Consider the following 24,022-nt stretch of genomic DNA (forward strand, 5'->3'; position numbering starts at 1 on the left):
AACTTCCTCCTCATTCAGGAAAGACTTGTATCCATTATATAATAAAGCGTTTTCACAAACTATAAATGTACAGATTTCACAAACTTTATAAAAAAATCCAGAAAATCTGAAACGAAGGGAGGGGGTTTTTCGATATGCTAGACAGCCCTTCTTTTTGCGAGGGACTAATGGAAGGAGTGGATGGTATGTTCGAGGGAGCTTTAACGGTTATTATTCTGGGAGTGCTTGGTGCTGTCTTAATCATCGGCGGAATTGTAACCTTTATCATTTTCCGTCTGCGTTATAAAACGGCAAGTTCCAACGAAGCCTTGATTGTAACGGGGCCGAAGCTTGGAGATCCGGAACAGGAAAAGAACGTGTTTGAAGATGATAACGGAAGGTCCGTTAAAATCATTCGAGGCGGCGGGTATCGCCTCCGCATGTTCCAGACGGCAACACCGATTGATTTAACGTCCTTTCAACTGCAGGTCAATTCTGAGAAAGCCTACACAAAGGAAGGGATTCCGGTACGCGTAGCCAGCACAGCCGTTATCAGTATCGGCAGTGAGCTTGAGATTATGGCAAACTTTGCTGAGAAGTTTCTCGGGAAGAAGCAGAAGGAGCGGGAATCAGAACTGAAGGATGTACTGAATGGACATCTGAGGTCCATCATCGCCTCCTTACCGATCGAGAAGATTTACAACGACTTTAAAGAAGTGAATACGCAGGTGAAGCGGATTGCAGAAGCGGACTTGAAGGGCATGGGCTTTGAGATCACGTCCTTTGCTTTGAATGATGTGGAAGATGTAGACACCGAGAACGGCTACATAGATGCGCTTGGGCGTCCTCATATTGCTGAAGTACAGAAAAAAGCGAATATGGCTGAATCGGATGCGACGAAGGAAACACGTATTTATCAGGCTAAGAACGATCAGGAAGCGCAGGATGAGGAAAACCGACGCCTGACAGCTGTTGCATCTTCCACTAAAGAAAAAGATATTAAGGAAGCGGAATTCCAGACAGAAACAAACCGCGCTAAAGCGAATGCCGACCAGGCTGGTGAACTGGAACGCCAGAAGCTTGCCCAGCAGATTAAGGAAGAGGAATTGAAAGTTCAGTATATTGAAAAGCAGCGGGCTGTGGAGCTTGAAGAAGAAGAAAACAAGCGGCGACGATCCATTGCTGATGCTGAAGCTTATGAAGTCACGAAACGGGCCCAGGCAGAAGCAGATAATGAGCGGATCAAAGGGGAGTCTGACGCCGAAGTTATCCGTCAGCGCGGTATAGCGGAAGCAGAATCGAAAGAACGTATGGCCAAAGCGATGGAACACTACGGTGAAGCGGCGATTATGGAAATGCTGATTAAGGTTCTTCCTGAATATGCAGAGAAAGTGTCCGCGCCGATCAGTCAGATCAAAGACATGAAAGTGATTGATATGGGTGGTGCAGACTCCAAGGGAGGTTCATCAAAAGTCGCAGGTAATGTAACGTCGACTATGCTTGGGATTCAGGAGTCCTTGAAGGAAACGACAGGCATGGATTTGAAAGCGATGCTTGAAAGCTATGTTTCCAGAGGAACCGTCAACGGTTTTGCTTCTGAGGATAAAAAGGGAGCAGAGGAAGCGGCAGCAGCGGCTGAATCGACTGATGAGGATGAAGAATCAGCAGGAGACAAACCTGAGGAAAACAAAGAGAAAGAAGAATGATGAAACAGCGGGGAGCGGATGATGCTTCCCGCCTTTTTTATCATTTAAGGTTTAAACATATGTTATCGTGGGTAAAATCTCATTTAGGTCTCAAAGTCCGACATATTTCGTTTTCTTCTGAGTGTTTATGGAGTTTACAAAGAATTAATTGTTTCAAAATTGAATTAATGGTAAAGTCAAAAACGTAGAGACCATGACTGAATAGGAAGGGCGCGCCGGGTTGGTGGAATCTTTCCAGTTTTCGAACATTAGTCAAAAGTGTTACTCTATAAAAGAGAATACGAGTATGCAAGATGTAACTAGGAGGTAGATTATGAGAATTATTGTAGCAGGGGGAGATGGTTTCTGCGGATGGCCGACTGCCCTGTACCTATCCAAGCAGGGTCATGATGTAACCATCGTAGACAATTTAGTACGCAGAAAGTATGATGACGAGCTTCGCTCCAATTCAGTAACACCCATTGCCACACTTGAAGAGCGGGTGGCAAAATGGAAAGAAGTATCAGGGAAAGAGATTAAAACCTTTATCGGCGATCTCAACCACTATGATTTCCTTAGTGAAGTTTTCCGTCAGGTTGAGCCTGAGGCGTTCGTTCACTTTGCCGAGCAGCGTTCTGCTCCTTATTCCATGATTGACCGTGAGCATGCGGTGTACACGCAGACGAATAACGTCATGGGGAACTTGAACGTTCTTTATGCCATCAAGGATTTCGCACCGGAATGCCATTTGATCAAACTGGGCACGATGGGCGAATACGGCACACCCAACATTGATATTGAAGAAGGATATATTGAAATTGAACATAAAGGAAGAAAAGACACGCTTCCGTACCCTAAGCAGCCGGGCTCTTTCTATCACTTATCCAAAGTGCATGACAGCCATAACATTACGTTCGCCTGCAAAATCTGGGGTATCCGTGCAACAGATCTAAACCAGGGCATCGTTTATGGTTTACATACCGAAGAGACACGAATGGACCCGGTGCTTGTGAACCGTGTGGACTATGACGGTGTGTTCGGAACGGCTCTGAACCGCTTCATCAATCAGGCAGCAATCGGGCATGATATTACGGTGTATGGTTCAGGCGGACAGACACGTGCGTTCCTAAACATTGAAGATACGGTACGCTGTGTGGAAATCGCCGCGGAAAACCCGGCAGATAAAGGGGAATTCCGTGTATTCAACCAGTTTACAGAATGGTTCTCCGTTCAGGAGCTGGCTGAAAGAGTTCATAAGATTGCGAAGGAGGAAGGTCTTCAAACAGAAGTGAAGAAGATTGAAAATCCTCGTATTGAGAACGAAGACCATTATTATAATGCGGTCAATACGAAACTCCGTGACCTTGGTCTGGAGCCTCATCTGCTGACAGACGATGTGATCCGGGATATTCTCCGCACAGCTGTTGAAAACAAAGATCGTATTATCCAGGAGAATGTTCTGCCATCAATTACCTGGAAGTAAGGAGTTTTCCGCTTTGAAAATCGCCATCATTACAGAAACTTTCCTGCCATCAACAGATGGAGTAGTTACAAGACTGAAGGAAGCCATTACGTATCTCCTCAATCAGGATCATGAAGTGGTTGTCATTGCTCCAGATCTTGGTGTGAAGGAATACAAAGGAGCGATTGTCGAAGGGGTAAAGCCGACAAAACTGCCTTTTTACAGGTCTAAGGAATTCAGCCTGCCACAAAAACGGGTGAAGGATCTGCTGCAAAAGCATAATCCCGACCTCGTTCACGTGGTCAACCCAGCCCTTGTCGGAGTTTCTGGTGTGTACTATGCGGATAAGCTGAATTACCCGTTAATTGCTTCATACCACACACATGTGCCGAAATACCTGGACTATTACAGGCTTTATCCATTTAAACCACTTGTATGGTGGTACTTCAGAAAGCTTCATAACTACGCCCATGTCAACTTATGTACATCACAGGCGATTAAAACGGAGTTGGATGATAAAAACTTCCATAACGTCAGCGTATGGGACAGAGGTGTAGCTGTGGATCATTATCATCCCAGACACCGGACCGAGACGATGCGCAGTCGTTTATCCAACGGTAAACCAGAAAATAAGCTGCTCGTGTTCGTCGGAAGATTGGCGCCTGAGAAGGAAATCCATAAAATCAGGCCGCTGCTGGACGAACGGGAAGACATATCTCTTGCGATTGTGGGAGATGGCCCGGTCAAAGGAGAACTCGAAGAGGCCTTTAAAGGGACAAACACCGTGTTTACAGGTCTGCTGCATGGAGATGAACTGGCTGAGGCTTTTTCTTCTTCAGACGCGCTTATTTTCCCATCTGTGACCGAAACACTGGGTCTTGTTATATTGGAGGCTATGGCATCAGGTTTACCCGTCATAGCAGCCAAAAGTGGTCCGACAATGGAGCAGGTGGAAGATGGCCGAACAGGGCTTTTATTTGAAAACGAGAATACAGAAAGCATGATTGACGCCATCAACCGTTTGGAAGAAACCTCCCTTTATGCCGACCTTTGTAAAAACGCCAGGAAGGAAGCTGAGAAACACAGCTGGCAGAAACCTTCTGAGCAGATTTTGGACTATTACTACACAACGCTTCGCGTGTATGAGGAAAGTACAGCTCAAACACCGAAAAAATCGAAAGTAAAGGTCACAGAGTAATGACTCTGTGGCTTTTTTTATGAAGTTTCAACCCAAATAATTAAATCGGAGCACAATGAGAACATACGTTCTAGACCCGAAAAAGAGGCACATTTTACACTTTATCATAATATTCTTACTTATTACTTAGTAGCAACTCCAATATATGTATAAAAACAAACCATCCATAACACATAACAAATCAAAGGGAGGTCAAACTAATACAAAATCATATTCAAATAAAGGAGATGATTCAATGAAAATGAAATGGCAGAGAATTGGTATCAGGCGCTTATATAAAGGAAACGAATCAGTTTGATATGCAGCAGATTAAGCATTTTCAAACAAATTCAATACTTAGTGAAGATCAATTGATTCATCTAAATGAATATTTGGAAAAACACAGAAATGATACAAATCATGTGTTAACCATCAATGAGCAAATGCTGGTGCCGTTAAACCGGATGGATGTTCATAAGATTCTGGAAGATTTTACGTCGATCCGAAATTTCATCAATCAATCGAAAAATGCTCATGGTATGTAATAATCATGTGTGCTGCGACAAATCAGTATTGTTTGAGTTTTCACTGAATGCTGAATGTCTATCATACTGTTTCATTTTGTTTTGTCTCAATAACATGAGTAAACTTGATATTTGAGACAAAATTACACAATTCACACTAGCTTAGTATAATATATATTATGTCTACTAGAATTATATAAAAAAAGAGAGGCTCCATATGTGCTTCCCTTTTCAAAAACCAAAATTACTTCAGCAAGTTTAAGAACGTCCTGTACTTTCTTTCCATATATATCCCTTTATCGGCATAAATCCAATTGAAGAAATTTAGAACATCTTTTTTACCACTAACATAAAGTCTGAAATAAGTTTCAAAGGTCTTTACCTGACTTCTAATAACTTGTTCTTCAAGCATATCGCTTAATGAATAAATAAAGTCTTTCGATCCACACACAATATTAATAAACTTCTTATCTTTGTATACACACCCATCTCCATCGAAATAACCCCTGACAAAATGTGATTTATAATTTTCCGGGATCTCGGGAATCTGTACTTTCATACTTTTTTTCGGTGTGAAACCATGAATTTGTATAAGATCGTCTTTTATAATCTTGCTGTTTATATTTAGGATGAAGACATCAGTCGTTTCATTTAAAATGATTGGATGATTAGAACTTAACTCTTGTTTGATTAGATGGAGTATGTGTCTATCTTTCTGAGAAAAGCTGATTTGCTGCCCATTAGTTGGTATCATCCCATCTGCAGCAAAGAAACCAAGGATATAGGCCATATTGTTCGACCAGGTTTTAAAGTAATGCTCGTTGACGTGATATTTACGTTTCCAGCTGCCACGGGGACGCATAGGAACATTCATTTTTTTCAAAATGAGACGAATGGCGTCCGGAGTAATACCCGCCTCCCCTGCAATCACAGCTGTCCTCTCCCCATTTTTGTACCGTTCTGCAATTTCTTCATTTGTCAGCCGGCGTCTCCTTGAATTCAATCCATTCGATACCATGATCAACCTCCTTATACGAGTTAAGATCATTATACCGAACATTTGTTCCCGCATCCATTTTTTCGCACTTTTACATGCCACACCTCCTTTTCCAATCCTTTAGGTAAGCGCATACATCGTTGCTGTTAAAGGATTCAGCTGAAATGCTCAAGGATACTTCGCTTTCGAGTGATTGAAATAACTCAGCGATTGTGATGAGCGCCTCCCAATTTTCATTGTAATCACTTCCTGTATAGGTAGCTTGATACAATACCCACAGTTCTTCAGGCAGAAATCGTTCAAAATATTTACCGGCACTGCCGACAGAGACCGAAAAGTCATGTTTTGAGCCAATGTACCAGCTCATCATTTGGTGCAGCATCCTTCTCACAGGACCCTCCATCATCGTTTTAGCATAGGGCAGCTGCTTCCGCTCCAAGCCTTTAGCCACATACAGGCTTACCCACCAGAATTCATTGCTGCAGCGATAGACATCTTCATGTGCAGGTTTCTCAACGATATAATCGCGGTTGTCCGGATCTGGAATTTCCGGAAGACGCCCATCCTTGTCGAGCAGAACTTCTGTTAAACTCTCGAAAGTCTCAGGCAGATCGTGGACGTCAACGAGAGTCAAATCAATTCTTGTCCCATCTGTAAACTGCATCAAATAAGCAAACTTTCCCCTCCTTCCATCCTCCGCGTATAAAGGATAATGATCAGGCATCTGCGTGATCAGCCGCTCCCCGAAAACATCAATCCATGTGTGATCCTTCATAAAGGACGAAAAATCAGACACGATATACTGAATGTCGTAATCCTGAAGAGCGTCATGCTCTGTTTCTGCATTCCTATTGACCCTTGATCCATTTAAAAGCACCGCTCGTATCCGATCATCCTGCTCAGCCGTATGTAAAAGTAAATCATACATTTCCTGTTCTTTGCGCATCTCTTACCCCCTCTTCCATAGTTGTGATTCTTTCATCCATTGCTTACGATAAGAATGAGGTGGTGCTTTATGAAAAAAATGTTCGTTTTGATTGTTAGCATTTTTCTTTTTATTCTCTATCGTCCTAAAAGAGTCCATTCCTGCACGTTTGATCCTTCAGAGGTCTTACCAGGAGATGTATTGTTTTCCCCGATTGGAAAACGGGAGTCCAAATATGTAGGCCACGCAGGCATTGTCACGACAGATAAAAAGGTTCTTCATTCCATTCCTTCCGGTTTGATCAAGGATGAACCTGATGTTTATAAAAGAAAATTCCGCAGAGTTTCCCACTATCGGGCGCATGAGAAAGACACAGGCCTGCGCTCTGCTGCATTTGCAGGATATCTACACCAGAGATACCCTGAAGCTTTGTATCGTATTCACACCCCTTTGAATGGCCCTGATGACGTTCAGTACTGTACAAAAATTGTCTGGCAGTCCTATTACGCTGCTGGAGTTAATTTAGGATCTCTGCCTGAAAAAGCCAGAGCCGTCCACCCCCTTTGGTTAAAAGACAGCAAGCATCTATATCCATTAAAGAGGCGTTCAAACCGTTGAACGCCTTACATAATTCAGAAAATCCGCTTCTGATAAAATTTCGATGGATGCTCCTTGGCTTAACAGTGTTTCCGCTCTTTCCAATTTGGACGTTTTCTCTCCTGCCGTGTAACGCTCATACGTTTTGGTTCCAACGACCACATAATTGGTGGCCGCTTCAATATCATAATGAAACACCCCTCCGTGCTGAATCACCTTCTCAACAGCTTCCTCCCTCTTCATATGGGAAAGTCGGCCGGTAAAGGAAACCGAGGCCTTGTACAAAGGATGAGAAGGGTCCAATTCTACGGATGCTGCTGTGAAAGAAGAAGCTGACGGCTTCTGTGCTCTCCGCTTTTTATTCAACCGCGCCGGTTCATAACCACCTTCATACATCATCCCGTTCGTTGTGCCTGATTTATCCACGAGATCTTTAGAGTCGGCCGCTTGCAGCTTTTCTTTTGCCTTCATGAAGATATGGGCCGCTGCTTTTGCATCTTCAAGAGCATGGTGATGGGAAAATGAAAAGCCTAGATGATCCGCTACTCGATTCAAATTGTATTTAGGAAGCTGCCACGTCTTCCTTGAAATATTTAATGTACAGTTGTAGGCAAGCATAGGATAAGGAAGGTTGTACTCATCAAGGACGGCTCTTAGAACCCCCATGTCAAACTGGGCATTATGAGCAATCAAAAGCTTTCCTTCCACCATGGATTTAATTTCATTTTCCCACAACGTATGAAATTCCTCGGCATCTTTGACATCTTCCTTGGTAATTCCGTGCACACGTACATTTATGGGAGCAAAATAATTCTTTTTCGGTTTCACCAAACGGTAATATTCCCTTACAAGCCGCCCGTTTTCATACTCCACAAGCCCGATGGAACAAACCGAACCTTTGGATGCATTAGCCGTTTCAAAATCAAGTGCTGTAAAATTCATAGCAATCTCCTTTCCACTTCCTTTCTTTATGATAAAACGCTCCGGATGATTCGTCTAATATAATCCATCCGGCCTGCATAGAGAACCGACGATCCGCTTATGATAACAAGGAAAGGAGTGGCATGAATGACCTTCGACTTCGCCCGCCTCCCCACAGATCAGCTGCAGCAGATCAAACAGCTGGAGGAGAAATACAACATTGTCTTGATTGCTTACGATGACAAATACATGAAATAGAAAAAAGGTGCCTGATCCTAAGGGCACCTTTTGTTTATCCACCCGCATATATTTGCGGATTCTATAAAAACTAATGGGGATAAAGGAGGAATGATGATGACGCATAGAGGAAAAAGGACATTCTATAAAGGAGCAGTCTTTCTTATGGCTCTTTTGTTTCTTTCCGTATCCTTCAACCACGTGTTTGCCCAGCCTGATTATGCCAAATGGGGGAAAGCTGCAGTTGAGGAAACGGCTAAGAACTATCCGGATTACGACCTGGTGAATTATGATTATCAGGGGAAAGTAGCCATTGCTGATAACCGGGAGCAGTATACCTTCCTATTTACTATGGATCAAGCGGGTACAAAAAAGAACGTACGCGTGTATGTCCTGGTCAATCCTGCAGAGGATCAATTGATTGAAGTCCAGTTTGAAGACATAGCGTCTTCTTCCCCGTAAAAAAGCACACCTCCTGAGGGGTGTGCTGGACTTATGGTGTATAAAGGGTGAATTTATCGTCAATGGACGTCCGTTTTTTAGGTTCTGGTTTTTCTTCAAAGTACCCCATGTGAATGAAGCCGACAATCTTTTCCTCCGGCTGAATCCCAAGCAGTTCATGAACGTCCGGGTCATAAATGTGCGGATTGGTCTTCCAAACCACACCAAGATCTCTTTCCCATGCCAGCAGCTGGAAGTTTTGAAGCAGACAGCTGACCGCACCGAAATTTTCCTCCCACACTTTCTGCCTTGGATCTTCATCCATCACAACAATTAAGAAAGCAGAAGGCTTGCTGAAATAATCTCTGCGGTCTTCCTTCCGTTCTTCCGGAAACGTGTCGACGAGGGAGGATACAAAATCCTCTTTCTGCTCAGAAGGTACATAGATAAACCGCCATGGTTCACGCATCCCGTGGGTAGGTGCCCATACCGCATCCTCCAGAAGTTCCTTTACGAGTTCTGTCGGTACAGGTTTATCCAGATAGCCGGTTTTGATGGAGCGTCTTTCTCTAATAACCTCTGCTAATTTTGATTTGGTTTGATTCATGCCTCTCACCCTCATTATCATCATTATTTATGGTAATGATAATCGTTCTCATTGATGTTGTCAAGGCCACATCCTTTAAAGCAGAAAAAAAGACAGGGGAATCCCCTGCCTTAAGCTTTATCAAATACCTCTAAAAACTCCCCGTAGCCTCTTTCCTCCATTTCATCAACAGGAATGAACTCAAGAGCGGCACTGTTCATGCAGTAGCGAAGCCCTGTCGGTTCAGGTCCATCATTGAACACGTGGCCAAGATGGCTGTCTCCCGCTTTACTGCGCACCTCTGTCCGCATGCCGAAAATGCCCGGATCGTCTTTCGTGACTATATTCTCTTCCACCAGTGGCTTAGTAAAACTCGGCCAGCCGGTTCCTGATTTGTATTTATCCCGGGAACTGAACAACGGTTCCTTAGAAACAATATCCACGTAAATGCCTGCCTGTTTATTGTCCCAGTATGCATTATCAAACGCCTTTTCTGTTCCATCCTGCTGGGTGACTTTATATTGAATATCACTCAGTTGATCTTTCAGTTGTGCCTTTGTCCATTCAACAGTGTCCCCGTTATACATTTCAATCATTTTCGTGCCGGAAGACGCCTTTTTTTCAGGATCGGATGAAGCACCTGTGTTTTTACTCCATGTGAAAAGGCCGACGCCTGCAACAACGATAATAAGGGAAAGCCAGATCGATAGACTTTTCATAATCATCCTCCTTAGATCGGATTACTTACATTTTAACATGCAGCAGGAACAATGAATAAATTTGTGCCTGCTGCATGTGTTATAAACAGGAGACAACTCGGCTATCCTGATTAACAGACAGGAGGTGCTATTCAATGCATACATGGATCATGCTTATTTTTTCTGCCTTTTTTCTACTTACTGCCTGCGGAGAACCTGCCGGCGAAAAGGAAGCAGAAACAGCCGAACCTAACGCCGTAGACAACATTTCGTATGAGTTGGCGGATTCAACCGCCGGAGCTTTTTCATTTACTGCCTTTAATCTTGATGTTCACTATCCCGGTGGTGTAACCTACCGCGTTTACTATTCAGCTTATGATCAAGGAGCACAGGCGGTTGTGTACGAAATGGGCAGAGAAAGAATCTCAGGGACAAAAGCCATGAATCAGTTGACTCCACTCTTCCGGGAAATGAGTTTTGATGAAGATTCCCCGGATGCCCTTGTCATCAACGACGTCCTGCATATTTTTGGACTGGATACCGGCTATGAACACTTTTCGCTGCGTGTCACCTATCCAGACGAGCCGGAGCGGCATTATGAAAGCAGTAAAAAACAGCCCTTGTCAAACCGATGACATAGCGGCTGTTTTGTTTTTGTTTAGGTTTGGAGTTGCTACGAAGTTCGAAGTGCCGATACTCAGTTATGCTTTATAACGGTACGTCCGTCTTTCTGCTCAACTTTATCCTGTTTCATCAGCTGACCAAGCGCACGCTTGAAAGCGGCTTTGCTGATTTGGAACGTTTCCCGGATTTCATCTGGAGAGCTTTTATCATGAAGTCCCATAACTCCGTCGTTTTCCTCAAGGAATTGGAAAATCATCTCGGCATCTTCAGACATGCTTTCCTGTTTTAACGGTCTTAGAGAAAGATTGATCGTACCATCTTCCTTGACGTCAATGACACGGGCCTCAATCGTCTGGCCAAGGCGCGGTTCTTCTTTACGTTCATGCGGATGGATAAACCCGCGGTAGCCTTCGCCTGTTAACACAGCTGTGCCGGCTTTTATGGCCCGGTAAACCCTTGCTGTGACTTCTTCCTTCAACAATTCCGCAGGAGCCGGCTCAAGATCGTCCATCACTTCCTGCTCGCTGATCGGTTCGCCTGTCAACCGGCCTTTTTTATCCAGTTCCAAACTTATAAATAAGTGATCCCCTTCTGCAGGCCAGACTGACTTAAACAGGGGCAGATGGTCAGAGGACACAAGAATATCCTTATCCGGAAGTCCGATGTCAACAAACACTCCTGTGTTTGGAGAAATTTCGACAACTTCGGCCCAGCCGTAGGAGTCACGGGTAATTTCCGGAAGGTCTACCACCGCTGCCGCTTCTCCCTTTTTATTCATATATAAAAAGCAAGACAGTTCATCACCAAGTTCAACAGACTCGTCCACTTCTTCATCAGGAAGGAAGTATTCTTCATTTCCTGCCGTCACCTTGAATCCATGGGTCACTTTTTTCGTTAAAACAGCTTTTCTTACTGTTCCTAAATATTGTTCTTTACTCACTTTATTCACCCTTTTTGACAAGTCATGTCGTCCATTATATCCTAGTTTGTCTCATTTTAAAATATCACGGGGTATGGAAGCATAAAAAAAGCACGGGGGAAACCCGCGCTTCTGCTTATCAGCACCACCAGGAAGCTCCGACAATAATAAGGAGAATGAACAATACAACGATCAGCGCAAATCCTCCACCATATCCTTTACTCATACTTATTCCCCCTTTCCCTTTTATATATGAGAAAAAGGAGGAATTGGTATGGGTGAATGACTCATTTTTCTTCCGAAGCCATTACGTATGGAATTGTTGAGCAATCAGGCGGTAGGATTCTTTCTTAGCCTCCAAGTCGTAAATATTCGTAATGATGAGAAATTCATCGGTCTGGTATTGCTCTGACAATTCGAGCAGACGTGCCTTCACCTGCCGGGGGGTTCCGATAACCGCACGCCGGCGGTTCTGCTCGATTTTTTTCTTTTCGATTTCAGAATACGTATAGCTTTCTGCCTCTTTTATAGGAGGAACACGGGTCTCGAGTCCTTTTTCAACCTTAAGGAGCCACAGATCCTGACTAAGCGCCAGCTTTTCCGCTTTTTCCTCTGTCTCTGCGCAGACAACAAAAATACAAACATTCACCTCCGGCTGATCAAGGGAGGGGGAAGGCTTGAATTTTTCCCGGTAGGCTCTCAGTGCAGCCTCACCGTTGTCTGGACTGATAAAATGTCCGAGTGTAAATCCGGTGCCATTCACTGCTGCATGACGTGCCCCGCGTTCAGACAAACCGAGAATCCACGTTTCCGGCTGACTGTCTGTCGCCGGTCTTGCCGTCACTCCGTAATAATCGCTTCCCTTAGGCATCGTCCCGTGCAGAAACTGCTGCAGCTCTTTCACCTGACGCGAAAAGGAGCTGAGCGGCTTTTCCACCCCATCCGTCAAGGCCAGTCTTGTTTTACGACCGCCCCCGGGTGAGCGTCCAAGGCCAAGGTCGATTCTCCCCGGGTAAAAAGCCTCCAGCACTCTGAAATTTTCCGCTACTTTCAATGGACTGTATTGAGGGAGGAGTACTCCCCCGGAACCGACACGCATCCGGCTGGTAGCTGCGGCAATCTGACCAATCAGGATTTCCGGAGAAGATCCAGCTAATCCATTCGTGCTGTGATGTTCGGCCACCCAGTACCGGTAATAACCAAGTTCCTCCGTCCAGCGGGCCAGCTCAATGGTGTTTTGCAGCGCCTGTTCGGCAGAATCCCCTTTGGATATAGGGCTTTGATCCAGTACACTCAGTCTCACTTGTTGTCATCCTTTCGAGCTTAACGATACACATCTTTCATAATCTGGTTTAAAATCTGAATCTGTTCTTCAAACAATAATTTATACCGCTTCTTTAAAACGTCAAATTCTTCTTTCCCCTGGTCGGTTAAATAATACCAGTAAACCTTCTGACGTTTTTTATCGTGGGATTTGTAATCTTCCTTCCGATAGAGTAACCCCTGCTCCGTCATTTCATGTAATGTATCCAGAAGTGTTGAAGGTGCCGGAATCCAGTTCTTCGTCAGTTTTTTAAACTCCTGCTTAAAATGTTCACTGATCATCGGCTGGCGGATTTGTAACAGGTGCATGATGTAAAATTTGGTGAACTGGGCTGCGCTCATATTTAACGCAAAACGCTTCGGGTTGTTTTTATGTGACACGGCGCTCCTCCCCTTCCTTATCGAATACTTTCATTCTACAATAAATGATGGTAGATTTGTCCAATCATAAGCACATTTGTTCGCTTGTTGATGGTTTTATTTTTTATTTTTCGGAGTTGCTACTAAGTTAGAAGAGAGAATATTATGACATTTGAAAGCCGATTTTCCCGAAGTTTTTAGTATCGCGGATGTACGTGAAAGCTTCCTCCGCTTGATCCAACGGGAATATCCTGTCGATTTCCGGACGGATGCTATGATGTTCGATAAAAGCGATCATCGACCTCAGCTCCTCTGCACTTCCCATCGTAGACCCCAGTAAATTATACTGTCCGTAAAAGAATTCACGGATATTCAAAGTGACTTCATCTTCCGTACTGGATCCAAATGTAACAATCGTTCCCCCTTTACGGACAGCACGCAGTGATTGATTGAATGTAGCGGCTCCTATACTCTCAATCAATAGATCCACGCTCTCACCAGTCAATTCCCCACTCCAATCCGACTCTGTAAGGAATGCTTTATCCGCTCCAGCGTCCAGTGCCTGTTTGAGCTTCTTCCTGGACCGTGATGTAACGATCACTCTGGCCCCTTCTGCCTTGGCGAATTTGAGGGCATACGTCAGAACGCCTCCACCGATTCCAGGAAGCATCACCGTGTCTCCTGATTTGAGGTTCCCTCTTGTAAACAGAGCTCTATAAGCCGTCAATGCAGCCAGTGAAAGAACCCCTGCTTCTTCCATAGTTAAATGCTTCGGTTTCAACTCCAGGTGTTCTTCAGTACATATGTAAGTCTCCGCAAACGTCCCGTGGTCAGGAAAGCCGACAATCTCAAATCCTTCTGGAGGAACATCACTATTCTCCTGCCAGCCGAGACCGGGGTTGACTATGACTTCATCCCCTTTGTTAAAACGCGTCACATCTTTTCCTGTTTCCTCAACGATCCCTGAAGCATCTGAACCGGGAATGACAGCCGGGTCTTTACCTTTATGCCTTTTTGTAACAACCGCAAGATCCCGCCGGTTCATTCCTGCTGTGTGAATGCGCACCTTCACTTCACGGGCGTCCGGCGTTTTCTCCTCCATCATTTTCACCTGAAGACCTTCCAGACCATCTTTTCCTTCATGTACAATCGCTCTCATCATTAGTCTCCTTTCCAACCATAAGATGTCTTAAGTCTATCAATAAGCCTTCCTATATAAAAGAAAAAAGACCTTTTCAGAAGAACTGAAAAGGTCTTTATCTTTCAAAATATTGAAATTAGTCCGCAAGCACCTGTACTTTTACAGTCTGGCGTCCGAAATCAAGAGCATCGCCGCGGTCCTGCATATAAAGGTCAACACGGTTCCCGTTGATGGCACCGCCGGTATCACCGGCAATGGCTGTTCCATAGCCTTCTACATATACTTTAGAACCTAATGGAATGACGTTCGGGTCTACAGCAATTACTTTCTGGTTTGGATTCGCATTTAAATCAATACCAGTTGCTGTTACGCCGCTGCAGCCTGTGCAGTTTGCCGTGTAGGCCGTTGCTTCGGCTGTAATTTCCTTAACTACATCATTGCTCGTTCCTTTGTTCGTGTTCGCTTGAACAGCTTCTGTGGACTCAGCAGATGTTTCTTTAGCAGAAGCATTGCTGGAGCTGCTTGATTTCTGGCTGCTTTCACTGGACTTGGCTGTGCTTTCTTTAGCAGGAGCTGTAGATGTCTCTGCTGCTGCTTTTTGTCCGTCCACCTTGAATTGTTCCCCTGGGTAGATGAGAGTGGAAGATAAGTTGTTCCAAGCCATCAGCTGATCGACGGAAATATTGAATTTTTGGCTGATCGCGAACAACGTATCTCCGGATTTAACCGTGTACGTGGATGCGTTCGAAGATTTAGTAGTAGAAGTAGATGCTTGATTGCTGTGTGCGTTAGATACGGCAAGTGTTTGACTTGGATAAATAAGATTGGAATTTAGATCGTTCCAAGATTTCAGATTGTTGACAGATACGTTGTATTTTTGAGAGATGCTCCAAAGAGTATCCCCTTTATTGACAGAATATTGTTCAGATTCGTGAGCACTCACAGATGTGGCAAATGCTCCAGTCAAGGCTACGGTTGCTGCAACAGAAAATACAGTTTTTTTCATAGGATAGTGCCTCCCCTTGTTTGTTCGATCACTTTGTATTTTTTGATGTGATCAATTCACAATTACTAGATTACCAGATATTTCGTATAAATTAAGAACAAACAAGCAACAGTTTCGTTGCAAACGTAACATCTATATTTCACTGTCATTACAAGAGGCAGAAAACCAGCGTCTTTTCGATGATAAAAGCGGAAGATTGACAAAATCCGTCACGCTTCAAGGCATGTTCCTAGGGGATTTGGTCATTCAGAAGGTCGAACAAGGAGAAATTAAAGGGGGAAAAAGAAGAAAAAAAGCCTGTCAAAGTGACAGGCTTTTCAGTATTTATGCGTATTGAGCAGCGACCTGCTTTTGAATTTCCGGATCATTCAAATAGTCATCATACGTCATTTCCTTATCTACAAGACCGCTTGGAGTCAATTCTATGATGCGGTTGGCGATCGTTTGAATAAACTCATGGTCATGAGAAGCAAAGATGACAGAACCTTTGAAATTGATCAACCCTTTGTTTAAGGCTGTAATGGACTCCAGGTCCAGGTGGTTGGTTGGTTCATCAAGAAGAAGAACGTTTGCCCCGGACAGCATCATCTTAGACAGCATGCAGCGGACTTTTTCTCCTCCGGACAAGACGTTCGCTTTCTTCAATGCTTCCTCACCGGAGAACAGCATACGGCCAAGGAATCCACGCAGGAACGTTTCTGTTTCGTCTTCCGGTGAATACTGACGGAGCCACTCAACGAGGCTGCGTTCAGAATCGAAGAACTCGGAGTTGTCTTTAGGGAAATAGCTTTGAGAGGTCGTAACGCCCCATTTATAACTTCCTTCATCCGGTTCGATCTCACCCATAAGAATCTGGAACAGCGTGGACTTGGCCACTTCGTTCGCACCTACGAGAGCCACTTTATCATCTTTGTTCAATGTAAAGCTGATGTTGTCCAGAACTTTCACACCATCAATGGTTTTGGACAGGTTTTTTACCGTCAGCAGGTCATTCCCGATTTCCCTGTCCGCCTGGAAGGAAATGTACGGATACTTACGGGAGGAAGGCTGAATATCATCCAGGGTGATTTTATCCAGTAGTTTCTTCCTGGATGTTGCCTGTTTGGATTTCGAGGCGTTGGCACTGAAACGGGCCACGAACTCTTTGAGATCCTTGATTTTTTCTTCCTTCTTCTTATTCTGCTCCTGAGCCAACTTCATTGCAAGCTGGCTGGATTCGTACCAGAAGTCATAGTTTCCGACATAGACCTGGATCTTCCCGAAGTCAAGATCAGCGATATGGGTACATACATTGTTCAGGAAGTGACGGTCGTGGGAAACAACGATCACGGTATTTTCAAAGTCGATAAGGAAATCCTCAAGCCACTGGATCGCTTTAATATCCAGGTGGTTGGTCGGCTCATCGAGAAGCAGGACATCCGGATTGCCGAACAGCGCCTGGGCAAGAAGGACCTTCACTTTTTCCGAACCGGCAAGCTCACTCATCTGCTTCGTCTGCAGATCTTCCCCGATTCCAAGTCCTTTAAGAAGGCGGGCAGCATCAGAATCCGCTTCCCACCCGTTCATTTCTGCGAATTCGCCTTCCAGTTCAGCCGCACGCATGCCGTCTTCCTCGGAAAAATCACCTTTCATATAAATGGCGTCTTTTTCTTTCATGACTTCATACAGGCGTGTATGGCCCATAATGACCGTTTCAAGAACCTGATATTCATCATATTCGAAGTGGTTCTGTTTCAAGACCGCCAGACGCTGGTCTTTTTTCAGGCTTACATCTCCGATTTGTGGTTCAATTTCTCCGCTCAGGATTTTAAGGAACGTGGATTTACCTGCTCCGTTTGCCCCGATTAACCCGTAGCAGTTTCCCGGGGTGAATTTTATATTGACGTCTTCGAACAGTTTCTGGTCACCGAATCGAAGCCCTACGTTATTAACTGTTAACATGTCTGAATCCTCCATTGCTTTCGTTTGTAGAACAAGAAAAGTATATCATTCATCCGCTTCATAGAACAGTCATCACGGAGATTTCACGTACTCATTTTCACGACACCATTCCAGAAACAGCTGATAATCCGTGCTGACTCTTTCCTTGTAATGTCTGGACCATAAAATGAGCTCTGTTTGGAAATCCGCCTTATGTCCGTGAATAACCTCCATAATGGCATCCTCACTATGATAGGGAAGGATGCCTTCATCGATATCTGCATCCGCCCGCGCATGAATTTTGGCACTGATCTGAGCCATCGTTTTCAGTGTCTTCTTCATCCGCTTCTCCTCCAACAGATGTTTCGGTTTAAGATCTTTGGAATAAGGAGAACGTTCGCGCACATAATAGTCGCTGTTATTCATCGTAAAGTACCCGAGATACGGGTCGGACAAATGGTGCATCGCCTGCTGGGTGTGAATCACCCGCCGCCCCTGTTGACAGTGTTCTGTCCAGAACTGCTCATCATAAGGGAAGAAGTAGGCAGGAATGGGCGTGCGCGCTTCCTTGGCTTCCAGTATGATGTCATCTTCATGACTGTCCCCCGATTGGCCTTCTATTAAAATGTAATACCGGTTCAGGCCGGTTGAGCCGATACCCGAGCCTCGTTTTTTTACGATATCTTTGATCCGGTAAAATTCACGCGGCCGGCGCAGCTTTTGATCAAGCGAATGGTAGTAATCGTCCCATGCTTTAACCAGCTGCTCATATTCCTGTTTCGGTACCGATGCTAATTTCACCTTGCCGATATCAAAGGAACGGATCGAATCATGCTTGACGATCGTCTGTTTCTCCAGTTCATGGGAAGCCCGCCGTTCTTCTACTTTTTGAATCGCTTTTTTTACAGCGCCTTTACTTTCCTCTTTGGTAAAGTACATCGTCTGTGGATCCTCATCTCTATGGTGGAAGGCTTCCATCTGTTTCACGTAATGTTTCAGATAATGATCGACCATCGCATCATGACTGTCTTCAGGATAACCCAGTTGATCCATAGTTAAACGGATGCTGACAACCATCCGCATCACGTCATATAAGTAAGAACCGAGATAGCCCTCATCGAAGTCATCGACATCAAAGACGATATCCTTGTTTTCATTTTGAAACACACTGAAATTATCAAAATGGAGATCTCCCATGATCCATGTCGGCGTTTCCCCAGGAGTGTGAAACCTGAACGGCAGTTCTGTAACATCGTGAAAGAATAGATAGGCGCTCCCCCGGAAAAAGCTGTAGGGATTCTCCATCATTTTTTGATACTTCTGCCTGCGCTGCTTTTTTGATAATTTCATTAAATCCCCGTCAAAGCGGTCCAAAATTGTGCCCAGCGTATTTTTTCTGAGTGCTTGTTTCGTTTCCAGCATCTGCTTTACTTTGTTATCCATGTCCGGTTTCTCCTCCTCTCACGGAAAAAAGCGACCGCCCGTGAGCAATCGCTTTTTTTACCATATCATGACTGAGATTTATAATACAGGCTGTTGTTTTCCACAACTTGAAGGACTTTGTTTTCTTCCTTCATATCGCTGCCGCACATCGGACATTTCTTCTCATTGTTCGTACGGAAATTATCCCTCTGCCAGCAGTTGCAGTCATCGGATGAACAAACCCAGATTTTTGTATCTTCTTCTTTCACTTCAGCTTGATTTTTCTTTCCGAATGCCATTGAAGCAGCCCCCTTTAACTCAATTATGATAGAAAAAAGACTGACTTACTAAAGCCAGTCTTTTTATGATTTTATAATTTCGTTACGTTTGCAGCTTGTGGTCCGCGATTTCCTTCAGTTACTTCAAACTCTACAGCTTGACCTTCTTCAAGAGATTTGAAGCCTTCTTCGTTGATTGCGCTGAAGTGTACGAATACATCATCTTCGCCTTCAACCTCGATAAAACCAAAACCTTTTTCCGCGTTAAACCACTTCACTGTACCTGTTTTCATGGAATGGATCCTCCAATATTTCTAAATTAATATGCGTTTTGCTTTAATGAAAAAATCACATATTATAAAAAGTACCAATAGAATTGATCACTCTTTATAATAGGTGATTGGGAAGAATGAACTTCTTAATATTGGTAATTCAATCTTTATACTTACTATACTACGCCTGCGGTATGAAGTCAAGTACACTCCCTTCACATCACTCTACTTCCATTATATCCGTAAAGGAGGAGCATTATTCCTCCCCATGATGATTTATCCGGATTGAATGACGGCACAGGCGATTCTTTTCCCTGAACGTCCGCTGGGCTGGGACTGATAATCATCCGGCCCTTGGTGAATGATGACACTTCTTCCGATGATATCACGGACTTGAAAACGATCGGTGAAAAAAATCATCCGTGCCCTTCCTTGATTGGAAAAAAGCACAGGGAAATCCCCCGCATGATTGCCATGTGGCTGCTGATCAGGATTCCAATGGCCGTCTGCCGTTGCAAACGGATCGCTGCCGTCCCCAATTTCACACAAACCCTTTTCGTGGATATGAAAGCCGTGAGGGCCCGTCTGAACTCCGTTTTTTTCCTTTTTAAACGAAGGCAGTCCTTCTACATAAACAAATACCTCAACACCATACGGCATCTGGTAAAACTGAACACTCCCCTTAAGCCCGGGGGCAGAGGGGCTTGACGAAAACTCAGCAGAAGCTGTCTGTGATGCATACTGCTGCCGGTACATTCCCTGGTTCGGATTATACAACATGTTCGTCATCCTCCTTTCCTGTACACTGTATGCGTCTGGTCAGCGGGTGATGATAAAAGAAATTCCCCGGCCGGGGAGGAGGAAGAGAACCCCGGCCGGGGAGAATCGTCTTAGTCTATGGTATGTTTTCCGTTTCTCGTTTAGACCTTGGAGAGCTGATGCCAGACTTTTTCCACCTGTTTCCGGTTTACAGGGGTGCTGTAATGGTCAATCAGCTGATCGAACTGCTTTGCCGTTTCATCTATCCAGGTACGGCGGGCCGTCGCATATAGATCTGCCCATTGAGTCTGGTAATAAGGCGTTACGTCTTTGGAAATCAGATTTAATTGCTGATGCAGAACATCCGATGCGCGTGGAGCGGCCGCTTCTTTCATTTTTTCTTTTTCATTTTTCTCAAAGAAAGATTTCGTCCCCTTGAACATTTTCCTGATCTGATCCTGTTCCGCAGCCGTGAGCTCGATCTGCCCTTCGATCTTTGGAACGGAGATATCAGGGAGCTCAAGTGTTTCCAGATGGATGGACGATTCGATATGATGGAGGTTTGTTTCAATTTTAGCCCTCGTCTCATCGAGGTGCTGCGCAATAAACTGCTCCACACGGACACATACGGCTTTGACTTCCTCTTTCATATCAAAGGTCATCTCTTCAAACAGCTGCTTTTGTGCCTCCTTCACCTGTTCTTTCACATCCTGCTGTAATCCATTAATAGCCGCAGGATTGAAACGTCGTTTGAACAGATCGTTGAATTGGAGCATCATCCGTTCATGGACGTAATGAAGCTGCTTATCCATTTTGTTCTGCACCGCTTTTTCAGCCCCGCCGTCATACTCTTTTTCGAAAAGAGCCAGTGCCTGCTGCCTGCGTTCTTCCAGTTGTGCCTTTTTCTTTTTTCTTTCCCCTTCATCCATGTGGCTGCTCTCCACCATGGATTGGATATAGCTTTTCACCCGCTCTAAATCGTTTTCAATGGAAGCTGTCATCACTTGGGATAACTCCTCTTCCAAAAAGGAAGAAAAACCGTCTTCAAATGCCCCCATACCGGAATTTTCATCTTGATGGTATTTTTTCTCTTTCAACCCAAGGAGACTTGAGACTGGGTAAAGCCTCGGATTCCGAATTCCGAATGCACTCAGCTGTGTTTCCACATAGGACTCGACCTGCTGCAGCTCTTCATTGGACTGCGCAAGGTCTTTGGCATTGATGAGGAAGAACATCTTATCCATGGCAAAACTGTCCTTGACCCTGCCCAGTTGTTTCAGGAACGTTTCATCGGCTCTTGAGAACGGGTGGTTGTAATAGGTGACAAATAAGACCGCATCGGCATCTTTAATGTACTGAAAGCTGACATTCGTATGGCGGGCATTGACGGAATCTGCCCCGGGTGTATCGACAAGCGTCACGCCAGCCCTTGTCCAGGCACAATCGTAGTACACATCTATCGACTCGATAAAACAGGACTTGTCCTCTTGTGAAACAAAAGCGGCCAGCTGCTCCCAAGGCACAGAAATCCTTTGTCCCAGCTGTTCCTTCATCTGGGGGTATCCATCATAAAAGGCTTTTAGGAAGGAGCGCTCCTTTTGCTCCCATGATCTCCACTTTTCTACATCCGCTTCATCAAGTTCCTTCCAGGCTGATTCCAAGGAAGAAAAAGATGCGTACACAGCTGCTATGTCCTCCAGCATATCCATTTCTGATTTTACGACAGCTTCTGCCGATTGGTGCGGATGGCCGCTTGATACGGGAGATATCCGGTTGATGGCTGCCGTTGTGGGATTGGGAGACACGGGCAGAACGTCATCTCCGAGAAGCGCATTGCCAAACGAGGATTTCCCTGCGCTGAAGGCACCAAATAAGGCTATTGTAAACGTCCGATTATCCAGTCGGGTCACTTTTTCCTCCAGCCGGCGGGAAAGGTCGTTCATATTTTCCAACTCCTGAATAACAGCCAGAGTCTTCTCTGTCCTCTCTTTCACCTGATCCACCGTTGAACTCGGAGAGGGGTCCGGCCTGCCTTCGGATGGTTCTTCCACTATAAGATTCCCGCCCTCGTCCATGACGCGTGCAGGATGTTCCGGAGCATCAGACACCCGCTCCTCCAGACGCCTCTCATCTTCTTCTGCCCGTTTCCTGTTTTCCGCAGATATCGTGTCAGAAAAACTTTCATGAAGGCGGTTTGAGAACTGCCGGACCTTTTCAATGATGGCTTCGAGTTCCTCGTCAATCTTCTGTATGTCTTCATACGTAGAGAATGCTTGTTCATGTTGACGCAGCACATCCTGTTTTTTTGCTGAGACTTCTTCCAGAAAAGCTTTTTTCCATTCTCTGAGAAAAGCTTTGGCCTGCCGTTGAATATCAGCTGCCACTTCATCCGTGTAACGAAGAACATAAGCCCCTGTAACCGAAGCCCCTGATTGAACCAGTGTTTCCAGACGTTCTTTTGGATAGTGAAAATCCATGTCCTGAACGATTTGAAGAAGCTCTGTGGAATGGATGCCGTAAGCGTCCAGCAGTTTCATCATCCGTTCTCTCACCGGCCATTTCAACTGTTCTTCCATCGTTTTTTTCAAGGCTTCGTAAAAAGCGTCTTCCCTCACCTGTTTTTCTTCCTCGGTTTTTTTCTTTGCAAACAGAAGGCCGACTTTAAAGTCCGGCTGCCGGGACTCCAGGTAAGCTTCCGCATGCTCACGGAGGGCGCTCGGCATCAGGTAGGCATTGGAAAGAAACTGAAAGATACGCTTTTCAAACGCCTCGTCTGCCGCTTCTTCCAGTTCGCTGTACTCATGGATCAGATCCGGATTCATCGGACTTTCTTCGATGACCGATTGAAGGTTTTCTCTCTGTTCAAGAAGTTCTTCCCGCTTTTCTTCAAAAGTCTCTTCATAATCCCTGACGGTTTCTTCCATTAAAGCAGCAGCTACATCATCCGCCTGCTGTTCTATGAGGGTAAAATCCCTGTCAAACAACTGTTGGAAATGGTTTTTCAACTGCCTGTACTCATTTTGTTCCATAGTAAAATCTCTCATGGATGTATAGTAGACCGCTTCCGGGTGAATTCCCCACTGTTGAAAGGCCGCTTCGACACTTTTTCGGTAGTCGTCAAACCGAAGCTGGTCCTCTACATGCTTATCCACCTGGTTGATCACAACGCTAAAAGGGGTCTTCCTCTGCTGCATTTCCAATAAGAACAGTAGATTTACTTCCGACTGAACATGGTTGTAATCCATGACATAATACATGTAGTCCATCACGTGCAGAGAAGATTCGGTGATCAGCCTGTCTGCATCATTCGTAGAATCTACGCCAGGGGTATCCAGGACAGAAACGTGGGGTGGAAGGAGACTATCCGGACGGCTGATTTCCAGCCCGGTCACACTTTCACCGTCCCTGCACCATGCCTGTATAGTCTCCGGCTCTACATCCGCTTCGTATTTCACAGGCGCATCTGAAAGGAAATAAGCCTTTGTATACAGGGGCCCTGTTCTTAAACGGACAATATTGGCGCTCGTTGGAATAGGACTCGAAGGGAGCAGCCGGCTTTCCAGCAGCGTATTGATCAATGTGGACTTGCCGGCGGAAAAGTGACCGGCAAAGCCGATAACCATTTCCTCCTGCTTGATTTTTTTAATCAGATCCATAACTTTATCTTTTTGTCTGCTCATCCCTTCTTGTATTAAAAAGGCATAAAGGTTTTGAAGTTTCATGGCATTTTTACGTGTCGTTGTGTGCATCAAAGGTCTCCTTTACGGTT

Annotated in this window: 24 protein-coding genes; 7 read left to right on the top strand and 17 right to left on the bottom strand. The window is 44.8% G+C overall.

The window, feature by feature from the left end; all coding sequences use genetic code 11:
* The first annotated feature begins 185 nt into the window (after window positions 1-185).
* From QMA39_RS04035 to QMA39_RS04050, 4 genes are all read left to right on the top strand, one after another.
* A complete protein-coding gene (locus tag QMA39_RS04035; RefSeq protein WP_281658041.1) occupies window positions 186-1,685 on the top strand; it encodes an SPFH domain-containing protein in 1,500 nt (499 codons plus the stop codon).
* Window positions 1,686-1,998: 313 nt separating this feature from the next.
* On the top strand, window positions 1,999-3,147 hold the full coding sequence (locus QMA39_RS04040; RefSeq protein ID WP_206932720.1) for an NAD-dependent epimerase/dehydratase family protein: 1,149 nt from the start codon (window positions 1,999-2,001) through the stop codon (window positions 3,145-3,147).
* A 13-nt stretch (window positions 3,148-3,160) separates the two neighbouring features.
* Window positions 3,161-4,324, top strand: a complete 1,164-nt coding sequence (locus QMA39_RS04045; protein WP_281658042.1) for a glycosyltransferase family 1 protein — start codon at window positions 3,161-3,163, stop codon at window positions 4,322-4,324.
* 299 nt (window positions 4,325-4,623) lie between these two features.
* The gene (locus tag QMA39_RS04050) at window positions 4,624-4,848 is read left to right on the top strand and encodes a hypothetical protein (RefSeq protein ID WP_281658043.1); all 225 of its coding nucleotides are present in this window, start codon (window positions 4,624-4,626) and stop codon (window positions 4,846-4,848) included.
* A 223-nt stretch (window positions 4,849-5,071) separates the two neighbouring features.
* On the opposite strand, the gene QMA39_RS04055 is transcribed toward QMA39_RS04050, so the two are convergent.
* The gene (locus QMA39_RS04055) at window positions 5,072-5,845 is read right to left on the bottom strand and encodes an LAGLIDADG family homing endonuclease (protein ID WP_281658044.1); all 774 of its coding nucleotides are present in this window, start codon (window positions 5,843-5,845) and stop codon (window positions 5,072-5,074) included.
* Window positions 5,846-5,915: 70 nt separating this feature from the next.
* The gene (locus QMA39_RS04060; protein ID WP_281658045.1) at window positions 5,916-6,770 is read right to left on the bottom strand and encodes an aminoglycoside 6-adenylyltransferase; all 855 of its coding nucleotides are present in this window, start codon (window positions 6,768-6,770) and stop codon (window positions 5,916-5,918) included.
* Between the two features lie 69 nt (window positions 6,771-6,839).
* Here QMA39_RS04060 and QMA39_RS04065 point away from each other — a divergent pair, with 69 nt between their 5' ends.
* Window positions 6,840-7,367, top strand: a complete 528-nt coding sequence (locus QMA39_RS04065) for a hypothetical protein (RefSeq protein WP_281658046.1) — start codon at window positions 6,840-6,842, stop codon at window positions 7,365-7,367.
* Here the strand turns inward: QMA39_RS04065 and QMA39_RS04070 are convergent.
* Window positions 7,356-8,288 carry an exonuclease domain-containing protein gene (locus QMA39_RS04070; RefSeq protein ID WP_206932730.1) on the bottom strand — a complete coding sequence of 311 codons (933 nt, stop codon included), beginning with the start codon at window positions 8,286-8,288 and terminating at the stop codon, window positions 7,356-7,358. The genes QMA39_RS04065 and QMA39_RS04070 overlap by 12 nt on opposite strands.
* A gap of 333 nt (window positions 8,289-8,621) precedes the next feature.
* Here QMA39_RS04070 and QMA39_RS04075 point away from each other — a divergent pair, with 333 nt between their 5' ends.
* Window positions 8,622-8,966, top strand: coding sequence for a DUF3889 domain-containing protein (locus QMA39_RS04075; protein ID WP_051254601.1), 345 nt, complete (start codon window positions 8,622-8,624; stop codon window positions 8,964-8,966).
* A gap of 31 nt (window positions 8,967-8,997) precedes the next feature.
* On the opposite strand, the gene QMA39_RS04080 is transcribed toward QMA39_RS04075, so the two are convergent.
* Together QMA39_RS04080 and msrB are read right to left on the bottom strand one after the other, a co-directional pair.
* Window positions 8,998-9,552, bottom strand: coding sequence for a nitroreductase (locus QMA39_RS04080; RefSeq protein ID WP_027954333.1), 555 nt, complete (start codon window positions 9,550-9,552; stop codon window positions 8,998-9,000).
* A gap of 110 nt (window positions 9,553-9,662) precedes the next feature.
* Window positions 9,663-10,250 carry a peptide-methionine (R)-S-oxide reductase MsrB gene (msrB, locus tag QMA39_RS04085; RefSeq protein WP_027954334.1) on the bottom strand — a complete coding sequence of 196 codons (588 nt, stop codon included), beginning with the start codon at window positions 10,248-10,250 and terminating at the stop codon, window positions 9,663-9,665.
* A gap of 134 nt (window positions 10,251-10,384) precedes the next feature.
* Between msrB and QMA39_RS04090 the strand changes: the two genes are divergently transcribed.
* A complete protein-coding gene (locus QMA39_RS04090) occupies window positions 10,385-10,864 on the top strand; it encodes a YusW family protein (protein WP_051254602.1) in 480 nt (159 codons plus the stop codon).
* A 62-nt stretch (window positions 10,865-10,926) separates the two neighbouring features.
* On the opposite strand, the gene QMA39_RS04095 is transcribed toward QMA39_RS04090, so the two are convergent.
* From QMA39_RS04095 to QMA39_RS04150, 12 genes are all read right to left on the bottom strand, one after another.
* Window positions 10,927-11,793 carry a S1-like domain-containing RNA-binding protein gene (locus QMA39_RS04095; protein ID WP_206932735.1) on the bottom strand — a complete coding sequence of 289 codons (867 nt, stop codon included), beginning with the start codon at window positions 11,791-11,793 and terminating at the stop codon, window positions 10,927-10,929.
* A 118-nt stretch (window positions 11,794-11,911) separates the two neighbouring features.
* Window positions 11,912-11,998 (bottom strand): YjcZ family sporulation protein, encoded by an 87-nt coding sequence (locus tag QMA39_RS04100; RefSeq protein ID WP_035531317.1) that lies wholly within the window; start codon window positions 11,996-11,998, stop codon window positions 11,912-11,914.
* Between the two features lie 81 nt (window positions 11,999-12,079).
* On the bottom strand, window positions 12,080-13,075 hold the full coding sequence (locus tag QMA39_RS04105) for an LLM class flavin-dependent oxidoreductase (RefSeq protein ID WP_281658047.1): 996 nt from the start codon (window positions 13,073-13,075) through the stop codon (window positions 12,080-12,082).
* Window positions 13,076-13,095: 20 nt separating this feature from the next.
* On the bottom strand, window positions 13,096-13,476 hold the full coding sequence (locus QMA39_RS04110) for a helix-turn-helix transcriptional regulator (protein ID WP_027954338.1): 381 nt from the start codon (window positions 13,474-13,476) through the stop codon (window positions 13,096-13,098).
* A 142-nt stretch (window positions 13,477-13,618) separates the two neighbouring features.
* Entirely contained in the window at window positions 13,619-14,614 is a 996-nt protein-coding gene (locus tag QMA39_RS04115) for a zinc-binding dehydrogenase (protein ID WP_281658048.1), read from the bottom strand.
* Between the two features lie 118 nt (window positions 14,615-14,732).
* Entirely contained in the window at window positions 14,733-15,602 is an 870-nt protein-coding gene (locus QMA39_RS04120) for a 3D domain-containing protein (RefSeq protein WP_027954340.1), read from the bottom strand.
* A gap of 324 nt (window positions 15,603-15,926) precedes the next feature.
* Window positions 15,927-17,543, bottom strand: coding sequence for an ATP-binding cassette domain-containing protein (locus QMA39_RS04125; RefSeq protein WP_027954341.1), 1,617 nt, complete (start codon window positions 17,541-17,543; stop codon window positions 15,927-15,929).
* A gap of 72 nt (window positions 17,544-17,615) precedes the next feature.
* A complete protein-coding gene (locus QMA39_RS04130) occupies window positions 17,616-18,965 on the bottom strand; it encodes a DUF2252 family protein (RefSeq protein WP_281658049.1) in 1,350 nt (449 codons plus the stop codon).
* Between the two features lie 65 nt (window positions 18,966-19,030).
* Entirely contained in the window at window positions 19,031-19,243 is a 213-nt protein-coding gene (locus QMA39_RS04135; RefSeq protein ID WP_027954343.1) for a cold-shock protein, read from the bottom strand.
* Window positions 19,244-19,314: 71 nt separating this feature from the next.
* Window positions 19,315-19,515, bottom strand: coding sequence for a cold-shock protein (locus QMA39_RS04140; RefSeq protein ID WP_027954344.1), 201 nt, complete (start codon window positions 19,513-19,515; stop codon window positions 19,315-19,317).
* A gap of 255 nt (window positions 19,516-19,770) precedes the next feature.
* On the bottom strand, window positions 19,771-20,274 hold the full coding sequence (locus QMA39_RS04145; RefSeq protein ID WP_035531320.1) for a superoxide dismutase family protein: 504 nt from the start codon (window positions 20,272-20,274) through the stop codon (window positions 19,771-19,773).
* A 140-nt stretch (window positions 20,275-20,414) separates the two neighbouring features.
* Window positions 20,415-24,002, bottom strand: a complete 3,588-nt coding sequence (locus QMA39_RS04150) for a dynamin family protein (RefSeq protein ID WP_281658050.1) — start codon at window positions 24,000-24,002, stop codon at window positions 20,415-20,417.
* Between the last annotated feature and the right edge of the window lie 20 nt (window positions 24,003-24,022).

This window comes from Halobacillus sp. Cin3 (assembly GCF_947311855.1).
In the GTDB taxonomy this organism is placed as follows: Bacteria; Bacillota; Bacilli; order Bacillales; family Halobacillaceae; genus Halobacillus; species Halobacillus kuroshimensis.